This window comes from Jannaschia pohangensis, from assembly GCF_900113875.1.
Classification (GTDB): domain Bacteria; phylum Pseudomonadota; class Alphaproteobacteria; order Rhodobacterales; family Rhodobacteraceae; genus Jannaschia; species Jannaschia pohangensis.
On the sequence record NZ_FORA01000006.1, the window covers coordinates 43,752 to 58,021 of the forward strand.

At 65.1% G+C, this 14,270-nt stretch carries 15 protein-coding genes; 4 read left to right on the forward strand and 11 right to left on the reverse strand.

Annotation, left to right across the window (positions count from 1 at the left end; all coding sequences use genetic code 11):
- Positions 1-24 precede the first annotated feature (24 nt).
- The gene (locus tag BM002_RS16895) at positions 25-1,020 is read right to left on the reverse strand and encodes an NAD-dependent epimerase/dehydratase family protein (RefSeq protein WP_092784090.1); all 996 of its coding nucleotides are present in this window, start codon (positions 1,018-1,020) and stop codon (positions 25-27) included.
- A 45-nt stretch (positions 1,021-1,065) separates the two neighbouring features.
- Positions 1,066-2,982 (reverse strand): polysaccharide biosynthesis protein, encoded by a 1,917-nt coding sequence (locus BM002_RS16900; RefSeq protein ID WP_245749307.1) that lies wholly within the window; start codon positions 2,980-2,982, stop codon positions 1,066-1,068.
- A 307-nt stretch (positions 2,983-3,289) separates the two neighbouring features.
- Between BM002_RS16900 and BM002_RS16905 the strand changes: the two genes are divergently transcribed.
- Positions 3,290-4,393 carry a polysaccharide biosynthesis/export family protein gene (locus tag BM002_RS16905; RefSeq protein WP_092784319.1) on the forward strand — a complete coding sequence of 368 codons (1,104 nt, stop codon included), beginning with the start codon at positions 3,290-3,292 and terminating at the stop codon, positions 4,391-4,393.
- A gap of 119 nt (positions 4,394-4,512) precedes the next feature.
- Here the strand turns inward: BM002_RS16905 and rfbB are convergent, their stop codons facing one another.
- From rfbB to pip, 3 genes are read right to left on the reverse strand one after another with little or no spacing between them, the layout of a single operon-like run.
- A complete protein-coding gene (gene rfbB / locus BM002_RS16910) occupies positions 4,513-5,556 on the reverse strand; it encodes a dTDP-glucose 4,6-dehydratase (protein ID WP_092784093.1) in 1,044 nt (347 codons plus the stop codon).
- A gap of 3 nt (positions 5,557-5,559) precedes the next feature.
- Positions 5,560-6,114 (reverse strand): dTDP-4-dehydrorhamnose 3,5-epimerase, encoded by a 555-nt coding sequence (rfbC, locus tag BM002_RS16915; protein ID WP_092784096.1) that lies wholly within the window; start codon positions 6,112-6,114, stop codon positions 5,560-5,562.
- Between the two features lie 56 nt (positions 6,115-6,170).
- Positions 6,171-7,160, reverse strand: a complete 990-nt coding sequence (gene pip, locus BM002_RS16920; protein WP_092784099.1) for a prolyl aminopeptidase — start codon at positions 7,158-7,160, stop codon at positions 6,171-6,173.
- Between the two features lie 61 nt (positions 7,161-7,221).
- Here pip and ubiG point away from each other — a divergent pair, with 61 nt between their 5' ends.
- A complete protein-coding gene (ubiG, locus tag BM002_RS16925) occupies positions 7,222-7,962 on the forward strand; it encodes a bifunctional 2-polyprenyl-6-hydroxyphenol methylase/3-demethylubiquinol 3-O-methyltransferase UbiG (protein WP_092784103.1) in 741 nt (246 codons plus the stop codon).
- Between the two features lie 4 nt (positions 7,963-7,966).
- Here ubiG and BM002_RS16930 read toward each other — a convergent pair whose 3' ends face one another.
- From BM002_RS16930 to BM002_RS16940, 3 genes are all read right to left on the reverse strand, one after another.
- On the reverse strand, positions 7,967-8,581 hold the full coding sequence (locus tag BM002_RS16930; protein WP_092784106.1) for a TetR/AcrR family transcriptional regulator: 615 nt from the start codon (positions 8,579-8,581) through the stop codon (positions 7,967-7,969).
- A gap of 371 nt (positions 8,582-8,952) precedes the next feature.
- Complete coding sequence (locus BM002_RS16935) at positions 8,953-9,264, reverse strand: hypothetical protein (protein ID WP_092784109.1); 312 nt, start codon at positions 9,262-9,264, stop codon at positions 8,953-8,955.
- Positions 9,265-9,517: 253 nt separating this feature from the next.
- Positions 9,518-9,829, reverse strand: coding sequence for a hypothetical protein (locus BM002_RS16940; RefSeq protein WP_139212406.1), 312 nt, complete (start codon positions 9,827-9,829; stop codon positions 9,518-9,520).
- A gap of 149 nt (positions 9,830-9,978) precedes the next feature.
- On the opposite strand from BM002_RS16940, the gene mbfA reads away from it, so the two are divergent.
- Complete coding sequence (mbfA, locus tag BM002_RS16945; protein WP_092784322.1) at positions 9,979-10,956, forward strand: iron exporter MbfA; 978 nt, start codon at positions 9,979-9,981, stop codon at positions 10,954-10,956.
- On the opposite strand, the gene BM002_RS16950 is transcribed toward mbfA, so the two are convergent.
- On the reverse strand, positions 10,953-11,798 hold the full coding sequence (locus tag BM002_RS16950; RefSeq protein ID WP_092784115.1) for an LOG family protein: 846 nt from the start codon (positions 11,796-11,798) through the stop codon (positions 10,953-10,955). The two genes, mbfA and BM002_RS16950, sit on opposite strands and share 4 nt — an antisense overlap.
- 61 nt (positions 11,799-11,859) lie before the next feature.
- Between BM002_RS16950 and BM002_RS16955 the strand changes: the two genes are divergently transcribed.
- A complete protein-coding gene (locus tag BM002_RS16955) occupies positions 11,860-12,777 on the forward strand; it encodes a threonine/serine dehydratase (protein WP_092784117.1) in 918 nt (305 codons plus the stop codon).
- Here the strand turns inward: BM002_RS16955 and BM002_RS16960 are convergent.
- Together BM002_RS16960 and BM002_RS16965 are read right to left on the reverse strand one after the other, a co-directional pair.
- A complete protein-coding gene (locus BM002_RS16960) occupies positions 12,766-13,218 on the reverse strand; it encodes a DMT family transporter (RefSeq protein ID WP_092784120.1) in 453 nt (150 codons plus the stop codon). The genes BM002_RS16955 and BM002_RS16960 overlap by 12 nt on opposite strands.
- Before the next feature lie 84 nt (positions 13,219-13,302).
- Positions 13,303-14,265, reverse strand: coding sequence for a glycoside hydrolase 5 family protein (locus BM002_RS16965; RefSeq protein WP_092784123.1), 963 nt, complete (start codon positions 14,263-14,265; stop codon positions 13,303-13,305).
- Positions 14,266-14,270 lie beyond the last annotated feature (5 nt).

The window sequence follows — 14,270 nt, forward strand, 5'->3', positions numbered from 1 at the left end:
CTTTGCGCAAATGGCGGCGCGGTGTCACGCCTGTTCGGCGCGGTACCAGTCGACGAAGGCCCGGACGCCGTCCTGAATGTCGGTGCGCGGCAGCGGATGACCCAGCAGGTCTGTCAGAAGGCCGGTATCGGCCCATGTGGCGGGGACATCGCCCGGCTGCATGTCCATCAGGTTGCGACGGGCGGTCTTGCCCAGGGCGGCCTCGATGGCGTTGATGAACCGGCCAAGCTCAACGGGTTCGCCGTTGCCGATGTTGACGATGCGGTGCGGTGCGACGGGGCTGAGACTGTCGCGTTCCGAGACCGGGGTGTCGCCGGGAATGCGATCGATCAGGCCGGTCAGGCCCGCGACAAGGTCGCTGACGAAGGTGAAATCCCGACGCATCCTGCCGTGATTGTAGACGTCGATCGCCTCACCGGCCTCGATGGCGCGCACGAACCTGAACAACGCCATGTCGGGGCGTCCCCATGGTCCGTAGACCGTGAAGAATCGGAACATCGTGATCGGCAGCGCATAGAGATGCGCATAGCTGTGGGCCATCGCCTCGTTCGCCTTCTTGGTGGCGGCGTAGAACGACATCTGCGCATCGGCTTTCTGAACCTCGCGGTAGGGCATGTCGGTGCCCGCGCCATAGACCGAAGAGGTGGAGGCCATCAGCATGTGCTTCGGCGGATGCGCGCGGGCGGCTTCGAGCAGTTCATAGGTGCCGAGCAGGTTCGCCTCGACATAGTCGCGCGGTGCCTCGATGGAGTGCCGCACACCGGCCTGCGCGGCCAGGTGGATGACGACCTGTGGAGCATGCGCGCCCATCAGATCGGTCAGCAAGCCCGGTGTCGCGATGTCGCCGATGATCGGTGTGAACCCCTTGCCCAGGCGGGCATGGCGGCGGCGTTTCAAGTCCGGGTCATAGTACTCCGACAGGTTGTCGACGCCGATGACCGTCCAGCCGAGCGACAGCAGCCGGTCGCAGAGATGATAGCCGATGAACCCGGCCGAACCGGTGACGAGTGCTGTGGTCATGGGGCTGTCGTGACCCAGGGGGAGCGCCCTGTCAAACCGTCGCGCCTAGAGCATGCGCCCGGGTTCGATGGGCGGCACTGTCTTCTGGTCGCCACGGAAGCCCTCGACCTGTTCGGCCATGATATCGATGGCGGCGCTTCCGTCGCCGCTGGCGAGGGCCTGGCGCAGATTGCGAAGCATCCGCGCGATCACGAATTCGGACAGGGCCGGTTCCCGGACACGGAAGATTTTCGTGTGCGTCGTCGGCAGTTCGGAGCCGTCGAAGAAAAGCTCTTCATGCAGCTTTTCACCCGGTTGCAGGCCGGTGAAGCGGATCGAGATGTCGCCCTGCGCATTGTCTTCGGAGCGGACGGTATATCCCGCCGCCTCGATCGATTGGATCGCGAGGTCGAGGATCTTGACCGGATTGCCCATGTCCAAAAGGAAGACCTCGCCGCCTTCGGCCATGGAGCCGGCGCGCAGCACAAGGCGCGCGGCCTCCTCGATGGTCATGAAATAGCGGGTGACATGGGGGTGCGTCACGGTCACGGGACCGCCGCGACGGATCTGGTCGTGAAAGATCGGCACGACCGACCCGGAGGAGCCCAGGACATTGCCGAAGCGGACCATCGACAGGACGGTGCCCCCTTCGGGCGTGCGCTGGGCGATGTCCTGCACCACCAATTCGGCCAGGCGCTTGGTCGCGCCCATCACGCCCCGGGGTCGCACGGCCTTGTCCGACGAGATCAGGATGAACCGCTCGACCCCGGCCTCGACGACCGCGGTGGCCAGCGTATGCGTTCCCAGAACGTTATTCGCGATACCGGCCAGGGGGTTCTGCTGCACGAGGGCGACGTGCTTGTAGGCCGCGGCATGCAGGACGACTTCGACCACGTGCTGCGCCAGAACCTGACGCACCTGACGGCCGTCGGTCACCGACCCCAGGACGGGGATCAGTTCGACATGAAGTTCCGCGGCCGTGCCGCGCAATTCCTGATGCACGGTGAACAAGGCGATTTCGCTCAGCTCAAACAGGACGAGGCGACGGGGACGGCATTCCAGAAGCTGGCGGCAGAGTTCGGAGCCGATGGAGCCACCCGCGCCGCTGACCATCACGGATTTGCCGGTGTAGGAATCGGCCCCCTCGAGCAGCGGTGCCTTCACCTCGTCGCGGTTGAGGAACATCTTCGGCTTCAGCGTTTCCAATCGATCGATCAGGGCTTCGGTGCCGATCAACTGGGAGAAGGACGGCAGCGATTGCACCTCGAGGCCGAGGCGCTGAAGCCGCCGCGCAATGCGGGCCTGCTTCGGCGGGCTGAGGGACGGCACCGCCAGAAGAACCCGGTCGATCCGCTTGTCCCGCGCGATTTCGGCGATGCGTATCGGCGTATGGACCGGCAAACCGGCAATGGTCAGCCCCTGAAGTGCCGGGTTGTCGTCGACGAAGGCGACCGGGTCGATGTCGTGGTGGCTTCGGAAAGCCTGGACAAGCTGCGTCCCGGTCGATCCGGCGCCATAGATCAGGACACGGATCGCGGTGTTGCTGCGTCGGTAGATCGCCAGAACGACCTGCAACATGATGACCCGCGACACCGCGATGGACAGCCACAGGACCATGGCAAACACGAAGAACGCCGACCGGGGCAGCTCGACGCCGACGCCGACGGCCAGTGCCGTGCCCACTGTGGCCAGCACGGCGGCGATCACACCGATTCGCAGGATCGCGTCGCCGTCGAATTCCACCAGTTGAATCGCCGGGATCCGCATCGCCACCAGAAGCAGGGCCCCGATAAGGGCCAGGGCCGGTCCCGCGACCAGAAGGATCATCCCCGCGCTCGGGGCGTTCCACGGCAGGGGTGCCATCATCAGCGTCGTCGCCAGCGCAAACGGGATGAACAACGTGTCCATGAGCAGGAAGAACGCGTATTTCTTCCGACGGCTCAGCCCTTTGAGAACACTGTCAGGCTGTTTGAAAATGCGCATCGATATGACTTCGACTCTTAATTCGTGGTGCTCCGTCGGGATGACAGAACAGGAAAACGGTTAACAAAAAGGTTCTTTCCCCTTTGTTTCTGCCAACGGACTAAATCGATCCGCTTCAGGAAACACAGTGTCCTTAGATGATGGTAACGATTCTGGCAATTCAGCGCCTGTTTTTCGGGCGTTCGGCCGGTATTTGCGCAAGTCTTTCGCAAGGCTGCGTTGACGCCGGGGCGGTCTTCTCTATCGTGACCCGGTGATCGGTTGCCTGCCAGCGCCGGTCACGGGGGAACTGCCGTACGAGAAAAATATGACACCGATGATCCGTCTGTTGGCCGCGATGACATGCGCGGTCGGGCTTGCCGCGTGCGAGCTGCCGCGTGGGGCAGCGCTCCAATCCGAAGTCCTGTCGGCGGATCAGCAGGACAATGCCGACTTCGCCGTCTATGCCGTGACCCGCGCGCTCTTGCCCTCGGTGCAGCAGTGGCCAGCGGTCGGGGCCCGTGGCTACGGGTGGATCACGGCCAGCGAGGGCTCCAACAGCCGGGTGGTGCGCGCGGGGGATTCCGTGACCATCACGATCTGGGACAGCGATGTGAATTCGCTTCTCGTGCCCGAGGATGGACAACGAACAGTGCTGGAATCGCTGCGGGTGTCTCCTGCGGGATCGGTGTTCGTGCCTTACATCGGGAACGTGAACATCGCCGGGTCCTCGCCTGAATCCGCGCGGACGCGGGTGCAGACGGCGGTGATTGCCGTCTCGCCGTCGGCACAGGTGCAGCTCGACATGGTCGAGGGCCGGGGCAATTCCGTCGACCTGGTCGGCGGTGTGAACCAGCCCGGGGCCTTCCCGATGCCGGATCGCAACTTCACCGTGCTCAGCCTGATCGCGGCGGGCGGCGGCGTGTCCAATGCCCTGAAGAACCCCCAGATCCGGCTACAGCGCGGCTCGCGCGTTTATGGCACCTCGATGGACCGGCTCTATGAGGAGCCGAACCTGGATACCTTGCTGGCCAGTGGGGATCGGGTGATCGTGGAGGAAGATGATCGCTACTTCCTGTCGGTCGGCGCGGCGGGGAACGAAGCCTTGCACGCCTTCACCAAGGACACCGTCAGTGCCATGGACGCCGTGTCGATCATTGGCGGCGTGAACGATACACGGGCGAATCCGAAGGGCATCCTGATCCTGCGCGAATATCCGACGTCTGCCCTGTCGGCGGGAACGCGGGGCCCGCGTCAGCAGCGCGTGGTTTTCACCCTCGATCTGACAAGCGCGGACGGCCTGTTTTCGGCGCGCAACTTCCAGGTGATGCCCAAGGATCTGGTCTATGTCACCGAAAGCCCGGTGACGACGGCACAGACGGTCTTCGCCATCGTGGGGTCGGCGTTCGGCCTGGCGCGTGCGGTGAACTGACCGCAGACCCCGCAGCCTTGCGTCACATGGCGCTGCGGAGTCGATGTGCAAAGCGGCGCTGACCTGATGATCGGCACGGTCATGGTGCCGCTCAACCTGTCCCTGCCGCCTCGGATCGCTCAGGCCTTCGTCCCCAATCGGTTGCCCACGCCGTCCCGCTCCAGCAGGGGCCGCCACCAGGCTTCGTTGTCCAGATACCAGCGGACGGTCTTTTCCAGACCCTGTTCCAACGTCACCGAAGGCCGCCAGCCCAATTCGGTGCTGATCCGTGTGGGGTCGATGGCATAGCGCGCGTCGTGTCCGGGCCGGTCGGTCACATAGGTAATGAGGTCGGCATAGGAGCCGCTTTCGCGCGGCTGCATCCTGTCGAGCAGGGCGCAGATCATCTGCACCAGGTCGATATTGCGCGCCTCGTTCTCGCCGCCGATGTTATAGCTGCGCCCCAGTTCGCCGCGCCGCAAGACCGTCAGAAGGGCATCAGCGTGATCTTCGACATAGAGCCAGTCACGCACGTTCTCGCCTTTGCCATAGATCGGAATGGGCCGACCGTGCAGCGCGTTCAGGATGACGACCGGGACCAGTTTTTCGGGGAAGTGGAACGGCCCGTAGTTATTGGAGCAATTGGTCAGGACCACGGGCAGGCCATAGGTTTCGTGCCAAGCGCGGACCAGGTGGTCGCTGGCCGCCTTGGAGGCCGAATAGGGGCTGCGCGGGTCATAGGGCGTGTCTTCGGTGAACTGCCCGGTTTCACCCAAGGAGCCGAAGACCTCGTCCGTCGAGATGTGGTGAAAGCGGAAGCCCTCGGGCTTGCCCTGGGCGGCCCAACTGGCGCGCGCGGCTTCCAGCAGGTTGTAGGTGCCCATCACATTCGTCTCGATAAAGGCCCCGGGGCCGTCGATGGAGCGGTCGACGTGGCTTTCGGCAGCGAGGTGCATCACGGCGTCCGGCGCGTGTTCGTCGAACACCGCGTCAACGGCGGCCCGGTCGGTGATGTCGCATTTCACGAAGCTGTAGTTCGGCGCATTCGAGACCGAGGCCACGTTGTCGAGGCAGGCCGCATAGGTCAGCGCATCGAGGTTAACGACCTCAAGGCCCTCACGCACGGCCTGGCGGACGACGGCGGACCCGATGAACCCGGCGCCGCCGGTGACGATGATCTTCATGGCTCAACCTTCCCAGGTGAACGGGCTGACGAAATCGGCCAGCGCCGGGGCGGCGGCGTCCTTGTCCGAAAGGATCACATCGCCCTCATGATCCCAGTCGATGCCGCAGCTGTCCCAACGGACCGCACCATCGGAGGCGGGCGCATAGAAGTCGGTGCATTTGTAAACGATTTCAGTGGCGGGTTCGCGGGTGATGAACCCATGGGCGAAGCCTTCGGGGATCCAGAGCATCTTGCCGTTTGCCGCGCTCAACTCCTCGCCGATCCACTGGCCATAGGTGGGCGAGCCGCGGCGGATGTCGACCGCCACATCGAACAGGCAACCACGCCCGCAGCGCACCAGTTTCCCCTGCCCATCGGGCGGCGCCTGGAAGTGCAGGCCGCGCAAGGTGCCGATGGCTTCCGATAGGGAATGGTTGTCCTGCACGAAGGTCGCATCGACGCCGATCTCGGCAAAGGTCCGGGCGTTCCACGTCTCGGCGAAAAAGCCGCGTGCGTCGCCGAACCGGCGGGGCGTCAGAAGTTTCACCCCCGGTAATCTGGTGTCGTCGATCTGCATGCCGCCTTCTCCGAATGGTCACCTGAAATTCTTCGGCCCTCATATCGGAGCGGTTGTCAGAAGCGCAACTGTCCCGCGTTTGCCCGCCCGATCCGGTCGGTTGCCGCCACCAGCCGGTCGGCGATACCGGGCTCGGACAGGGCATGGCCCGCGAAGGGCGCGATCTCCAGCTTGGCGTCGGACCAGCCCTGCGCCAGCAGATGTGCCGATAGCGGTGGACAGATCATGTCGAACCGCCCCTGCACGATGACACCGGAAATGCCCTTGAGACGATCCAGGTTGTCCCGGATCCAGCCATCATGATCGAGCCAGCCCTTGTGGGTGAAATAATGGTTTTCGAGGCGGGCGAAGGCGCGGGCATACTCGCCCCCCGGTTCTCCCGAATGGCCCTGCGACCCGACCGACGCCAGCGCGTTTTCCCAGGCCGCCCAGGCCCGCGCGAAACGGATCTGGTCGTGTGGCGGTGTGTCGAACATCCGGCGGTTGTAGGCCGCGATCAGGTCTTGACGCTCGTCCTCCGGAATCATCCCGGTGAAGCGTGCCCATTGGTCGGGCCAGAAGGCCCCCGCGCCGCCCCCATAGAACCAGTCGAGTTCGCGATCTTCCATCAGGAAGACGCCCCGAAGGATCAGGCTGGCCGCCCGGTCCGGATGCGTGATGCCGTAGATCAGGCCAAGCGTCGCGCCCCAGCTTCCGCCGAAGACGGCCCAGCGGTCGATTTCCAACGTCTCGCGGATCAGTTCAATGTCGCGCACCAGATGCCAGGTCGTGTTGTTCTGCACGCTGGCATGGGGCCGCGACCGTCCGCATCCGCGTTGGTCGAACAGGATTACGCGCCAGATGGACGGGTCGAAGAAGCGCCGCATCATCGGGCTGCATCCGCCGCCGGGGCCGCCGTGCAGCACCACCACGGGCAAACCGTCGGGGTTGCCGCATTGCTCCACATAGATGTGATGCCCGTCGCCGACATCGAGCGTTCGCTGGTCGAACGGGTCGATGGGCGGGTAGAGCGCGTTGGCGCTGGTCTGATGCGGACTCCGATCCATTTCGCCCTATATAGACTGTCGCTGCCCGGCCACCACCGGCAAACATACGAAAGAGGATGACATGACGACGACCATCGACGACGCCGAAATCGCCAAGTTCCAGGCCATGGCCGCCGAGTGGTGGGATCCGAACGGCAAGTTCAAGCCGCTGCACATGCTCAACCCCTGCCGTCTGGACTATATCACCACGCAGATCGCGGGGGAGTTCGATCGCGACCTGACGTCCGAGACCCCCTTCGCCGGGCTGCGCATCCTCGACATCGGTTGCGGTGGCGGGCTTCTGTCGGAACCGATGGCGCGTTTGGGGGCGACGGTCGTGGGTGTCGATGCCGCCGGGCGCAACATCCCGGTCGCACAAGCCCATGCCGAACAATCCGGCCTGACGATCGACTATCGCCATACCTCCGCCGAGGCGCTGGTCGAGGCGGGTGAGCCGCCCTTCGATGTCGTCCTGAACATGGAGGTGGTGGAGCATGTGTCCGACCCGCTGGCCTATCTGACCGCCTGTCAGCAGCTTTTGCGCCCGGGCGGCCTGATGATCTGCTCGACCCTGAACCGTAATCCGAAAAGCTATGTCATGGCGATCATCGGGGCGGAGCATGTCATGCGCTGGTTGCCCAAGGGCACCCATGAATGGTCGAAGTTCATCACCCCCGACGAATTGTTCGACCTGATCCGCAAGGCGGGGCTGACGCCGGTCGACCGCATGGGGTTCGTGTTCAATCCATTGGGGTGGAGCTGGCGCCTGTCCGAACGCGACCTGTCGGTCAACTACGTGACGGCAAGCACCAAACCGGCCTGATCGGTCAGACGCCGTAGCGGGCCATGAAGGTCTCGACCGCGCCGTCGATGACGCGCTTGCGCTCGGCTGCGGTCGTGGTCTTGCGGATCCCGAATACCATCTCGGGGAACAGGTTCGCCTTGCAGAGTTCGGCGAACTGGTCCGCCGCCAGTTCCAGATCGTCGATGGCCAACTCACCGTCGGCGACGGCGCAGCGCATGTATTCGACCATCCGTTCGCGAAACAGCTTGGGCCCGGTTTCATAGAATTCGCGGCCCAGTTCCGGGAAACGGTCGGATTCGGCGACGCACATGCGAAAGATCGACTGGCCGAAATCGGACAGGAAGAACCCCAACATCCGTTCGGCGGCCACGCATAGCACTTCGCGCGGATCGCTGTCGTCGCTCAGGATGGCATCGGCCTCCTCGATCTGGAGGCCGCATTCGCATTTGGCGACTTCCATGAACAACAGGCGTTTGTCGGGGAAATAGCTGTATAGCGTTGCCTTCGACACACCGGCGGCACGTGCGATGTTGTCGACGCTCGCCCCTTCATAGCCGTCGGCCATGAACACCGCCCGCGCGCCTTCGAGCACCTGGTCGAACTTGCGGCCCCGTTTGATCGGCGAGACGTCATTCATGTTGTGAACCCCATTTGCGCTGAAATTATAGACGAAGCAGCCGTCGCACAAGGCGAACGGCAAACGGGGCCGCCTGCAGATGCAAGCGACCCCGCGTCATCGGGCGTTCAGACGCCCTTATCGACCGCGATTCGACCGGATGATGGTCGTGACTTGCGATCCGGAATCGTCGTTGGGGAAGGTCAGATGCGGAAGCGTGACGCCACCGCCCGACCGGGCGCTCGCGGGTCCGGAAGCGAGAAGAGTGACGGCAGTCAGCAGGGCAATGATCGGTTTCATGTCGTATCCTTGGGTTGAGGGAAAAGGGGTCGGGCGGGACCCCGGGGAAGACCCCGCCCGACATGCCCCCGGGGGAGAGGGGGCAATCGGTGTCAGTCGTTCGCGAGGATCTGGATCACCTCGGCGCGTGACAACGTTCCGCAGTCGGCACCACTCAGTCCGGCCGAAGACTCGAGGCCGGAACAGTCTCCGGGAATGCCGCCCGCATCCCGTTGGGACGCGGTTTCGGGCGCATCGATCAGACGCCAGTAGTCGTCTTCGATCTCGATGGCGGGACCAGAGGGGCGGTCATCGGCCATGAACCAGCGGTCGTCGTCGATGACCATGCGATCGGCTGCCGCGGGCAGGGCCGAGAGGGCGATCAGCGATGCAACCAGGCTGGTGCTCAGAAGTGTCTTCGTCATTGCGGCGCTCCTTAAATTGAACCGAACAGTTTAGTTCGTAATTCAGACCTAGAGGCCGATACAGGGACGGTCAAGATAAAACTGAACCGAACAGTTCACTTTTTTGCAGAGGGCGATCTTCCCAAAAGCGGGACGTGACCGGCTTGGTCCGATCACGTCCCGGAGGTGCGCGGACGGGCCAACTCGCCACCAACCCGTCCGCCCCTTCGCCCGGCCGCTAGGGGGACGGCCCGGCGAAACTCGTCATGTCACGTCAGCCGTCGAGCATCCGGATCAACTCGCCCCGGGTCATCTGGCCGCAGGCCTCTCCGGCCAGCCCGGCAGAGGTTTCCAGCGCGGTGCAATCGCCCGGCGTTCCGACACGTTCGTTCAGGCCCTGGACTTCGGACTTGTCGTCCAGCGACCAGCCATCGTCATCGATGCTCACCGGCGCGCCTGAGGATTCCGACGGTGAATTCAGCGACCATCCGTCGTCATCGATCTTCATCGTCTGGGCCATCGCGGGCGCCGTCAGCGCCAGAAACAGGCCCGTGGTCAAGGTTGCGGCAGTCTTGAAGGGTGTCATGCACATCTCCTTTTCGACACATCGCAGGCATTCCGTCCTGCCCACCTGATCTGGGGGCGCGGGTGGCCGGGGACAATTCGCGGATATTCGCCGTCGGCCAAGACCTGCCCGCGCTTGCGCAGGATCGCGCGCAGGCGCAACATCGGGTCATGTTCTACGGATTCTCGAACCGCCGCCGCTTTGCCGACCTTTCGGAGCAGGAGATATTGGCCCTCGCCATCTCGGCCGAGGAAGACGATGCCAGCATCTATCGCACCTTTGCCGAACGCCTTCGGACCGACTTTCCAGACAGCGCGACCGTCTTCGACGCCATGGCCGCCGAGGAAGACAATCACCGCCGCCGCCTGATCGACCTGCACGCCGAACGCTTCGGCAAGGTCATTCCGCTGATCCGGCGCGAGCACGTCGCGGGTTTCTATGCGCGCAAACCCATCTGGCTGACCGAGAATCTGGGCCTTGACCGGATCCGGGCCGAAGCCTCGGCGATGGAGAACGCGGCGCACCACTTCTATATCAAGGCCGCGCAGCGCAGCAGCGACCCGGCGACGCGCAAGCTTCTGGGCGATCTGGCCGCGGCCGAGGCAGGGCACGAGGCGCGGGCCGATGCCCTGACCGCCAAGACCCTGACCCCCGAAGCGCGCGAGGTCGAGGACGAGCGCGCCCACCGGCAGTTCGTGCTGACTTGGGTGCAGCCGGGTCTGGCCGGCCTGATGGATGGCTCCGTCTCGACCCTTGCGCCGATCTTCGCCGTCGCCTTTGCCACTCAGGACACCTGGACGACGTTCCTTGTCGGGCTTGCCGCCAGCGTCGGCGCGGGCATTTCCATGGGCTTTACCGAAGCCGCCTCCGATGACGGGCAGTTGTCGGGCCGGGGCTCTCCGATCAAGCGGGGCATTGCCGCCGGGGTGATGACGACCATCGGCGGCCTGGGCCACGCCATGCCCTATCTGATCCCGCAATTCGGGCTGGCCACGGCCATCGCCATCGCCGTCGTCTTCGTGGAGCTTTGGGCGATTGCCTGGATCCAGAACCGCTACATGGAGACGCCGTTCTGGCGCGCCACCCTTCAGGTCGTGGTGGGCGGCGCGCTGGTCCTTGCGGCGGGCATCCTGATCGGCACCGGTTAGCGGTGAAACTCCCGCCGGGTGCGGGGCAGGGGCCAGTTTTCAATCAGCTCGATCGCGTCTTCGGCCGTCTCGACAAAGCGGAACAGCGCCAGGTCGTCGGCCCCGATGGTTCCCGCTTCCTCCAGCGCGTCCCAATTGACGATGCTGCGCCAGAAGGATTCGCCGAACAGAAGGACCGGCACACGCTCCATCCGGCCCGTCTGGATCAGGGTCAGCGCCTCGAACAGTTCGTCCAGCGTGCCGAAACCGCCCGGAAAGACGCAGATCGCGCTGGCCCGCATCAGGAAGTGCATCTTTCGGATCGCGAAATAATGGAAGTTGAACGACAGCTCGGGGGTGACATATTCATTCGGCGCCTGTTCATGGGGCAGCACGATGTTGAGGCCGATGGACCGGCCGCCCGCGTCCGCCGCGCCCCGGTTGCCCGCCTCCATCACGCCGGGGCCACCGCCCGTGACGATGACGTTCCGGCGCCCGCCCGAGGCGGCCATCGAATGTTCGGTCACCAGTTTGGCGAAGCGGCGCGCCTCGTCGTATTGCTGGCTCAACGCGCGCAGCGTCTCGGTCCGTGCGGTCGCCTTGTCGGCGGGCCGGGGAATGCGCGCGCCGCCGAACAGGACGACCGTCGATTCCACTTCTGCCTCGTCCATCAGAAGACCGGTCTTCAACAGCTCAAGTTGAAGGCGGACGGGACGCAGATCATCGCGGCACAGGAAATCCTCGTCCGCAAATGCCAGCCGATAGGCCGGGCTGCGGGTCTGGGGCGTGTCGGGAACGGTGCGCGCGGTGCGGCTGTCTTCGCGGGCTTCGCGAAGCGGGTGGGTTCGGTGCTGATCGGTCATGGTCCTGCTCTTGCGTCCTTTGTTTGAGAGGGGTGTAACAGCCCGAACGGAAAGGTGCATCATGGATTGGCAAGCAGAGATCACGGCCGCGCGGGCGCGCATCGCGGGCCACATCCGGCAGACACCCGCAGCGCGGATGACCCTTGGCGGGCACGACCTCTGGTTGAAGTTCGAGCAGATGCAGCACAGCGGCAGCTTCAAGGCACGCGGGGCGTTCAACACGCTTCTGTCCGCCGACGTGCCTGCCGCCGGTGTCGTCGCCGCGTCGGGTGGCAACCATGGGGCCGCCGTCGCCTATGCCGCCGCGCAACTGGGATACCCTGCGCATATCTTCGTGCCCGAGGTGTCGAGCCCGTCCAAGATCGCCCTGATCGAAAGGTCGGGGGCGACATGCCACGTGGTGCCGGGGCTCTATGCAGATGCGATGGAGCGGGCCCGGGCGCATGAGGCAGAGACAGGCGCGATGCAGATCCATGCCTATGACGCCGTGCCGACCGTCGCGGGGCAGGGCACGCTGATGGCGGAATGGGAGGCGCAGGGGCTGGAGGCGGACACGATCCTGATCGCGGTCGGCGGCGGTGGCCTGATCGCCGGGTCGCTGGCCTGCCTGGCCGGTCGGCGCAAGGTCGTCGCGGTGGAGCCCGAGACGTCCTGCGCCCTGAACGCCGCGCTGGCCGCCGGGCACCCTGTCGACGTCCCGGTCAGCGGGATCGCCGCCGACGCCCTGGGGGCGCGCCGGGTTGGCGACATCTGCTTTGGCCTGGCGCAGGCACAGGGCATCGCCTCCGTCACCGTGCCGGATGCCGCAATTGCGGAGGCACGGCAGGTGCTGTGGCGGGATCTGCGCCAATGGGTCGAGCCGTCGGGGGCCTGCGCCCTCGCCGTGCTGACCTCCGGTGCCTACGTGCCGTCAGCGGGCGAGCGGGTGGCGGTGCTGATCTGCGGGGCCAACCCGTCGCCAGATCCATCAGAGCCGTGACAGGACAAGCCCACCCCCCACCAAGACCACCGCGATCAGGCGTTGCGGCGTCACCTCGTGGACCGGCAGGCCGAAAGGCCCCCAGGCATCCAGCGTCAGCGCGACGACCAGCTGCCCCAGGATCATGGCCGAAACGACCGTGACGATGCCCAGCGTCGGAACCGACCAGAGGATCGCCCAGACATAGAACGCGCCCAGAAAGCCGCCGAGCAGCAGCCAGAAATTGACCGACCCCGCCCGGGCCAACGTGCGGCCGTCGCCCGTGATCATCGTCAGGAACAGCAGGAACGCGAAGCCCACGCCGAACGACACCGTCGCCGCCGCCATCGGACTGCCCAGGGCCTTGCCGAGGGCCGCGTTCATCGGGGCCTGCAACGCCGCCAGACCGCCGGCGACGACGATCAGGGTCAGGGGAAAAAGAACGACAAGGGATGTGGGCATCGAAGCCTCCGGGACCAGTTTGCAAAACGCCTGTTTTGCGGGCAGTCTGCCCCCAGGTCACCGATCGCGACAGTCAGGTTTCCCTTACCTTGCCCTGCGCACCATCGCGTCGAACGCGGGCTTCGGCCGGTCGTCCGAAGCTTTCAGGCCGAGCGAGCCGAGATAGCGCGCAAAGCAGGGCGTCCCGACTCCGTAGTATTCGGTATAGGTCTCGACTTCGGCGTCGCCGATGTCGTGGCTCCAGGTCAGGTTGACGAAAGCGAAATCGCGGGTCTCTTCCAGGACCAGATCGAAGAACCGGGCCTGTGCCGCAGGCGACCCCGCACCGCAGCCGTCGGACGGAAAGCCCGCCTCCACCAGCCAGATCGGCGGTGTCGCCAGTGACCGCAAGCCCGCCATGTCGGTGGGCACGGTGTCGGGGTCGCGCACCGTGAAATCGGGCTCCAGCGGATAGTAGGTCACCGCCCATCCGTCCCCCAGATTCGCCAGTTCGCGCGCGCCCGGCGTGGCCATGAGGCCCGCATAGGTCTGCGTCACGGTCACCGGCACATCCGGGCGGAGGGTTCTGGCATGGGCGCGGGTGGCGGCGAAAAATCGGGCGTAGGCGGGCCGCGTCGCATCGGTGAGCGTGGCATCCACCTCGTTCCCGATGGAAATCGCGATCAGGTCGACATCCGCCATCCGGGTCAGCACCTCGGTCAGGAAGGCATTGAATCGGGCCACCGTCTCGGGGTCGTCCCACGGGCGGTCGCGCAGGTCGGCGGGGCGCCGGTCGGCCACTGTGTCGATCACGGCCAGCGTCAGGTGCAACCGGATGTCGAGGGCCGGATAGACCTGATTGGCAATGGCGGGCCAGTCGTCCATCGGGTCATAGCCGTTACCCCGGTCGAAATCGTCCGACCGCAACAGGATCGAGGTGCTGGAAAGGCGCATTTCCCGCATGGCCCCGATCACCTCGCCATAGTCGCCCGAGGCGGGCATCGTTCCGGCCAGCGACAGGACGGGTTCGGCCCGAGGCGGCGCGGAAAGCGCCGCGAGAATCAGCATTGCTT

What these genes read in the sequence shown, in the direction of transcription:
- BM002_RS16895 (WP_092784090.1), bottom strand. Translation starts at nt 1,020, where the DNA reads ATGACCACAGCACTCGTCACCGGTTCGGCCGGGTTCATCGGCTATCAT.
- BM002_RS16900 (WP_245749307.1), bottom strand. Translation starts at nt 2,982, where the DNA reads ATGCGCATTTTCAAACAGCCTGACAGTGTTCTCAAAGGGCTGAGCCGT.
- BM002_RS16905 (WP_092784319.1), top strand. Translation starts at nt 3,290, where the DNA reads ATGACACCGATGATCCGTCTGTTGGCCGCGATGACATGCGCGGTCGGG.
- rfbB (WP_092784093.1), bottom strand. Translation starts at nt 5,556, where the DNA reads ATGAAGATCATCGTCACCGGCGGCGCCGGGTTCATCGGGTCCGCCGTC.
- rfbC (WP_092784096.1), bottom strand. Translation starts at nt 6,114, where the DNA reads ATGCAGATCGACGACACCAGATTACCGGGGGTGAAACTTCTGACGCCC.
- pip (WP_092784099.1), bottom strand. Translation starts at nt 7,160, where the DNA reads ATGGATCGGAGTCCGCATCAGACCAGCGCCAACGCGCTCTACCCGCCC.
- ubiG (WP_092784103.1), top strand. Translation starts at nt 7,222, where the DNA reads ATGACGACGACCATCGACGACGCCGAAATCGCCAAGTTCCAGGCCATG.
- BM002_RS16930 (WP_092784106.1), bottom strand. Translation starts at nt 8,581, where the DNA reads ATGAATGACGTCTCGCCGATCAAACGGGGCCGCAAGTTCGACCAGGTG.
- BM002_RS16935 (WP_092784109.1), bottom strand. Translation starts at nt 9,264, where the DNA reads ATGACGAAGACACTTCTGAGCACCAGCCTGGTTGCATCGCTGATCGCC.
- BM002_RS16940 (WP_139212406.1), bottom strand. Translation starts at nt 9,829, where the DNA reads ATGACACCCTTCAAGACTGCCGCAACCTTGACCACGGGCCTGTTTCTG.
- mbfA (WP_092784322.1), top strand. Translation starts at nt 9,979, where the DNA reads ATGTTCTACGGATTCTCGAACCGCCGCCGCTTTGCCGACCTTTCGGAG.
- BM002_RS16950 (WP_092784115.1), bottom strand. Translation starts at nt 11,798, where the DNA reads ATGACCGATCAGCACCGAACCCACCCGCTTCGCGAAGCCCGCGAAGAC.
- BM002_RS16955 (WP_092784117.1), top strand. Translation starts at nt 11,860, where the DNA reads ATGGATTGGCAAGCAGAGATCACGGCCGCGCGGGCGCGCATCGCGGGC.
- BM002_RS16960 (WP_092784120.1), bottom strand. Translation starts at nt 13,218, where the DNA reads ATGCCCACATCCCTTGTCGTTCTTTTTCCCCTGACCCTGATCGTCGTC.
- BM002_RS16965 (WP_092784123.1), bottom strand. Translation starts at nt 14,265, where the DNA reads ATGCTGATTCTCGCGGCGCTTTCCGCGCCGCCTCGGGCCGAACCCGTC.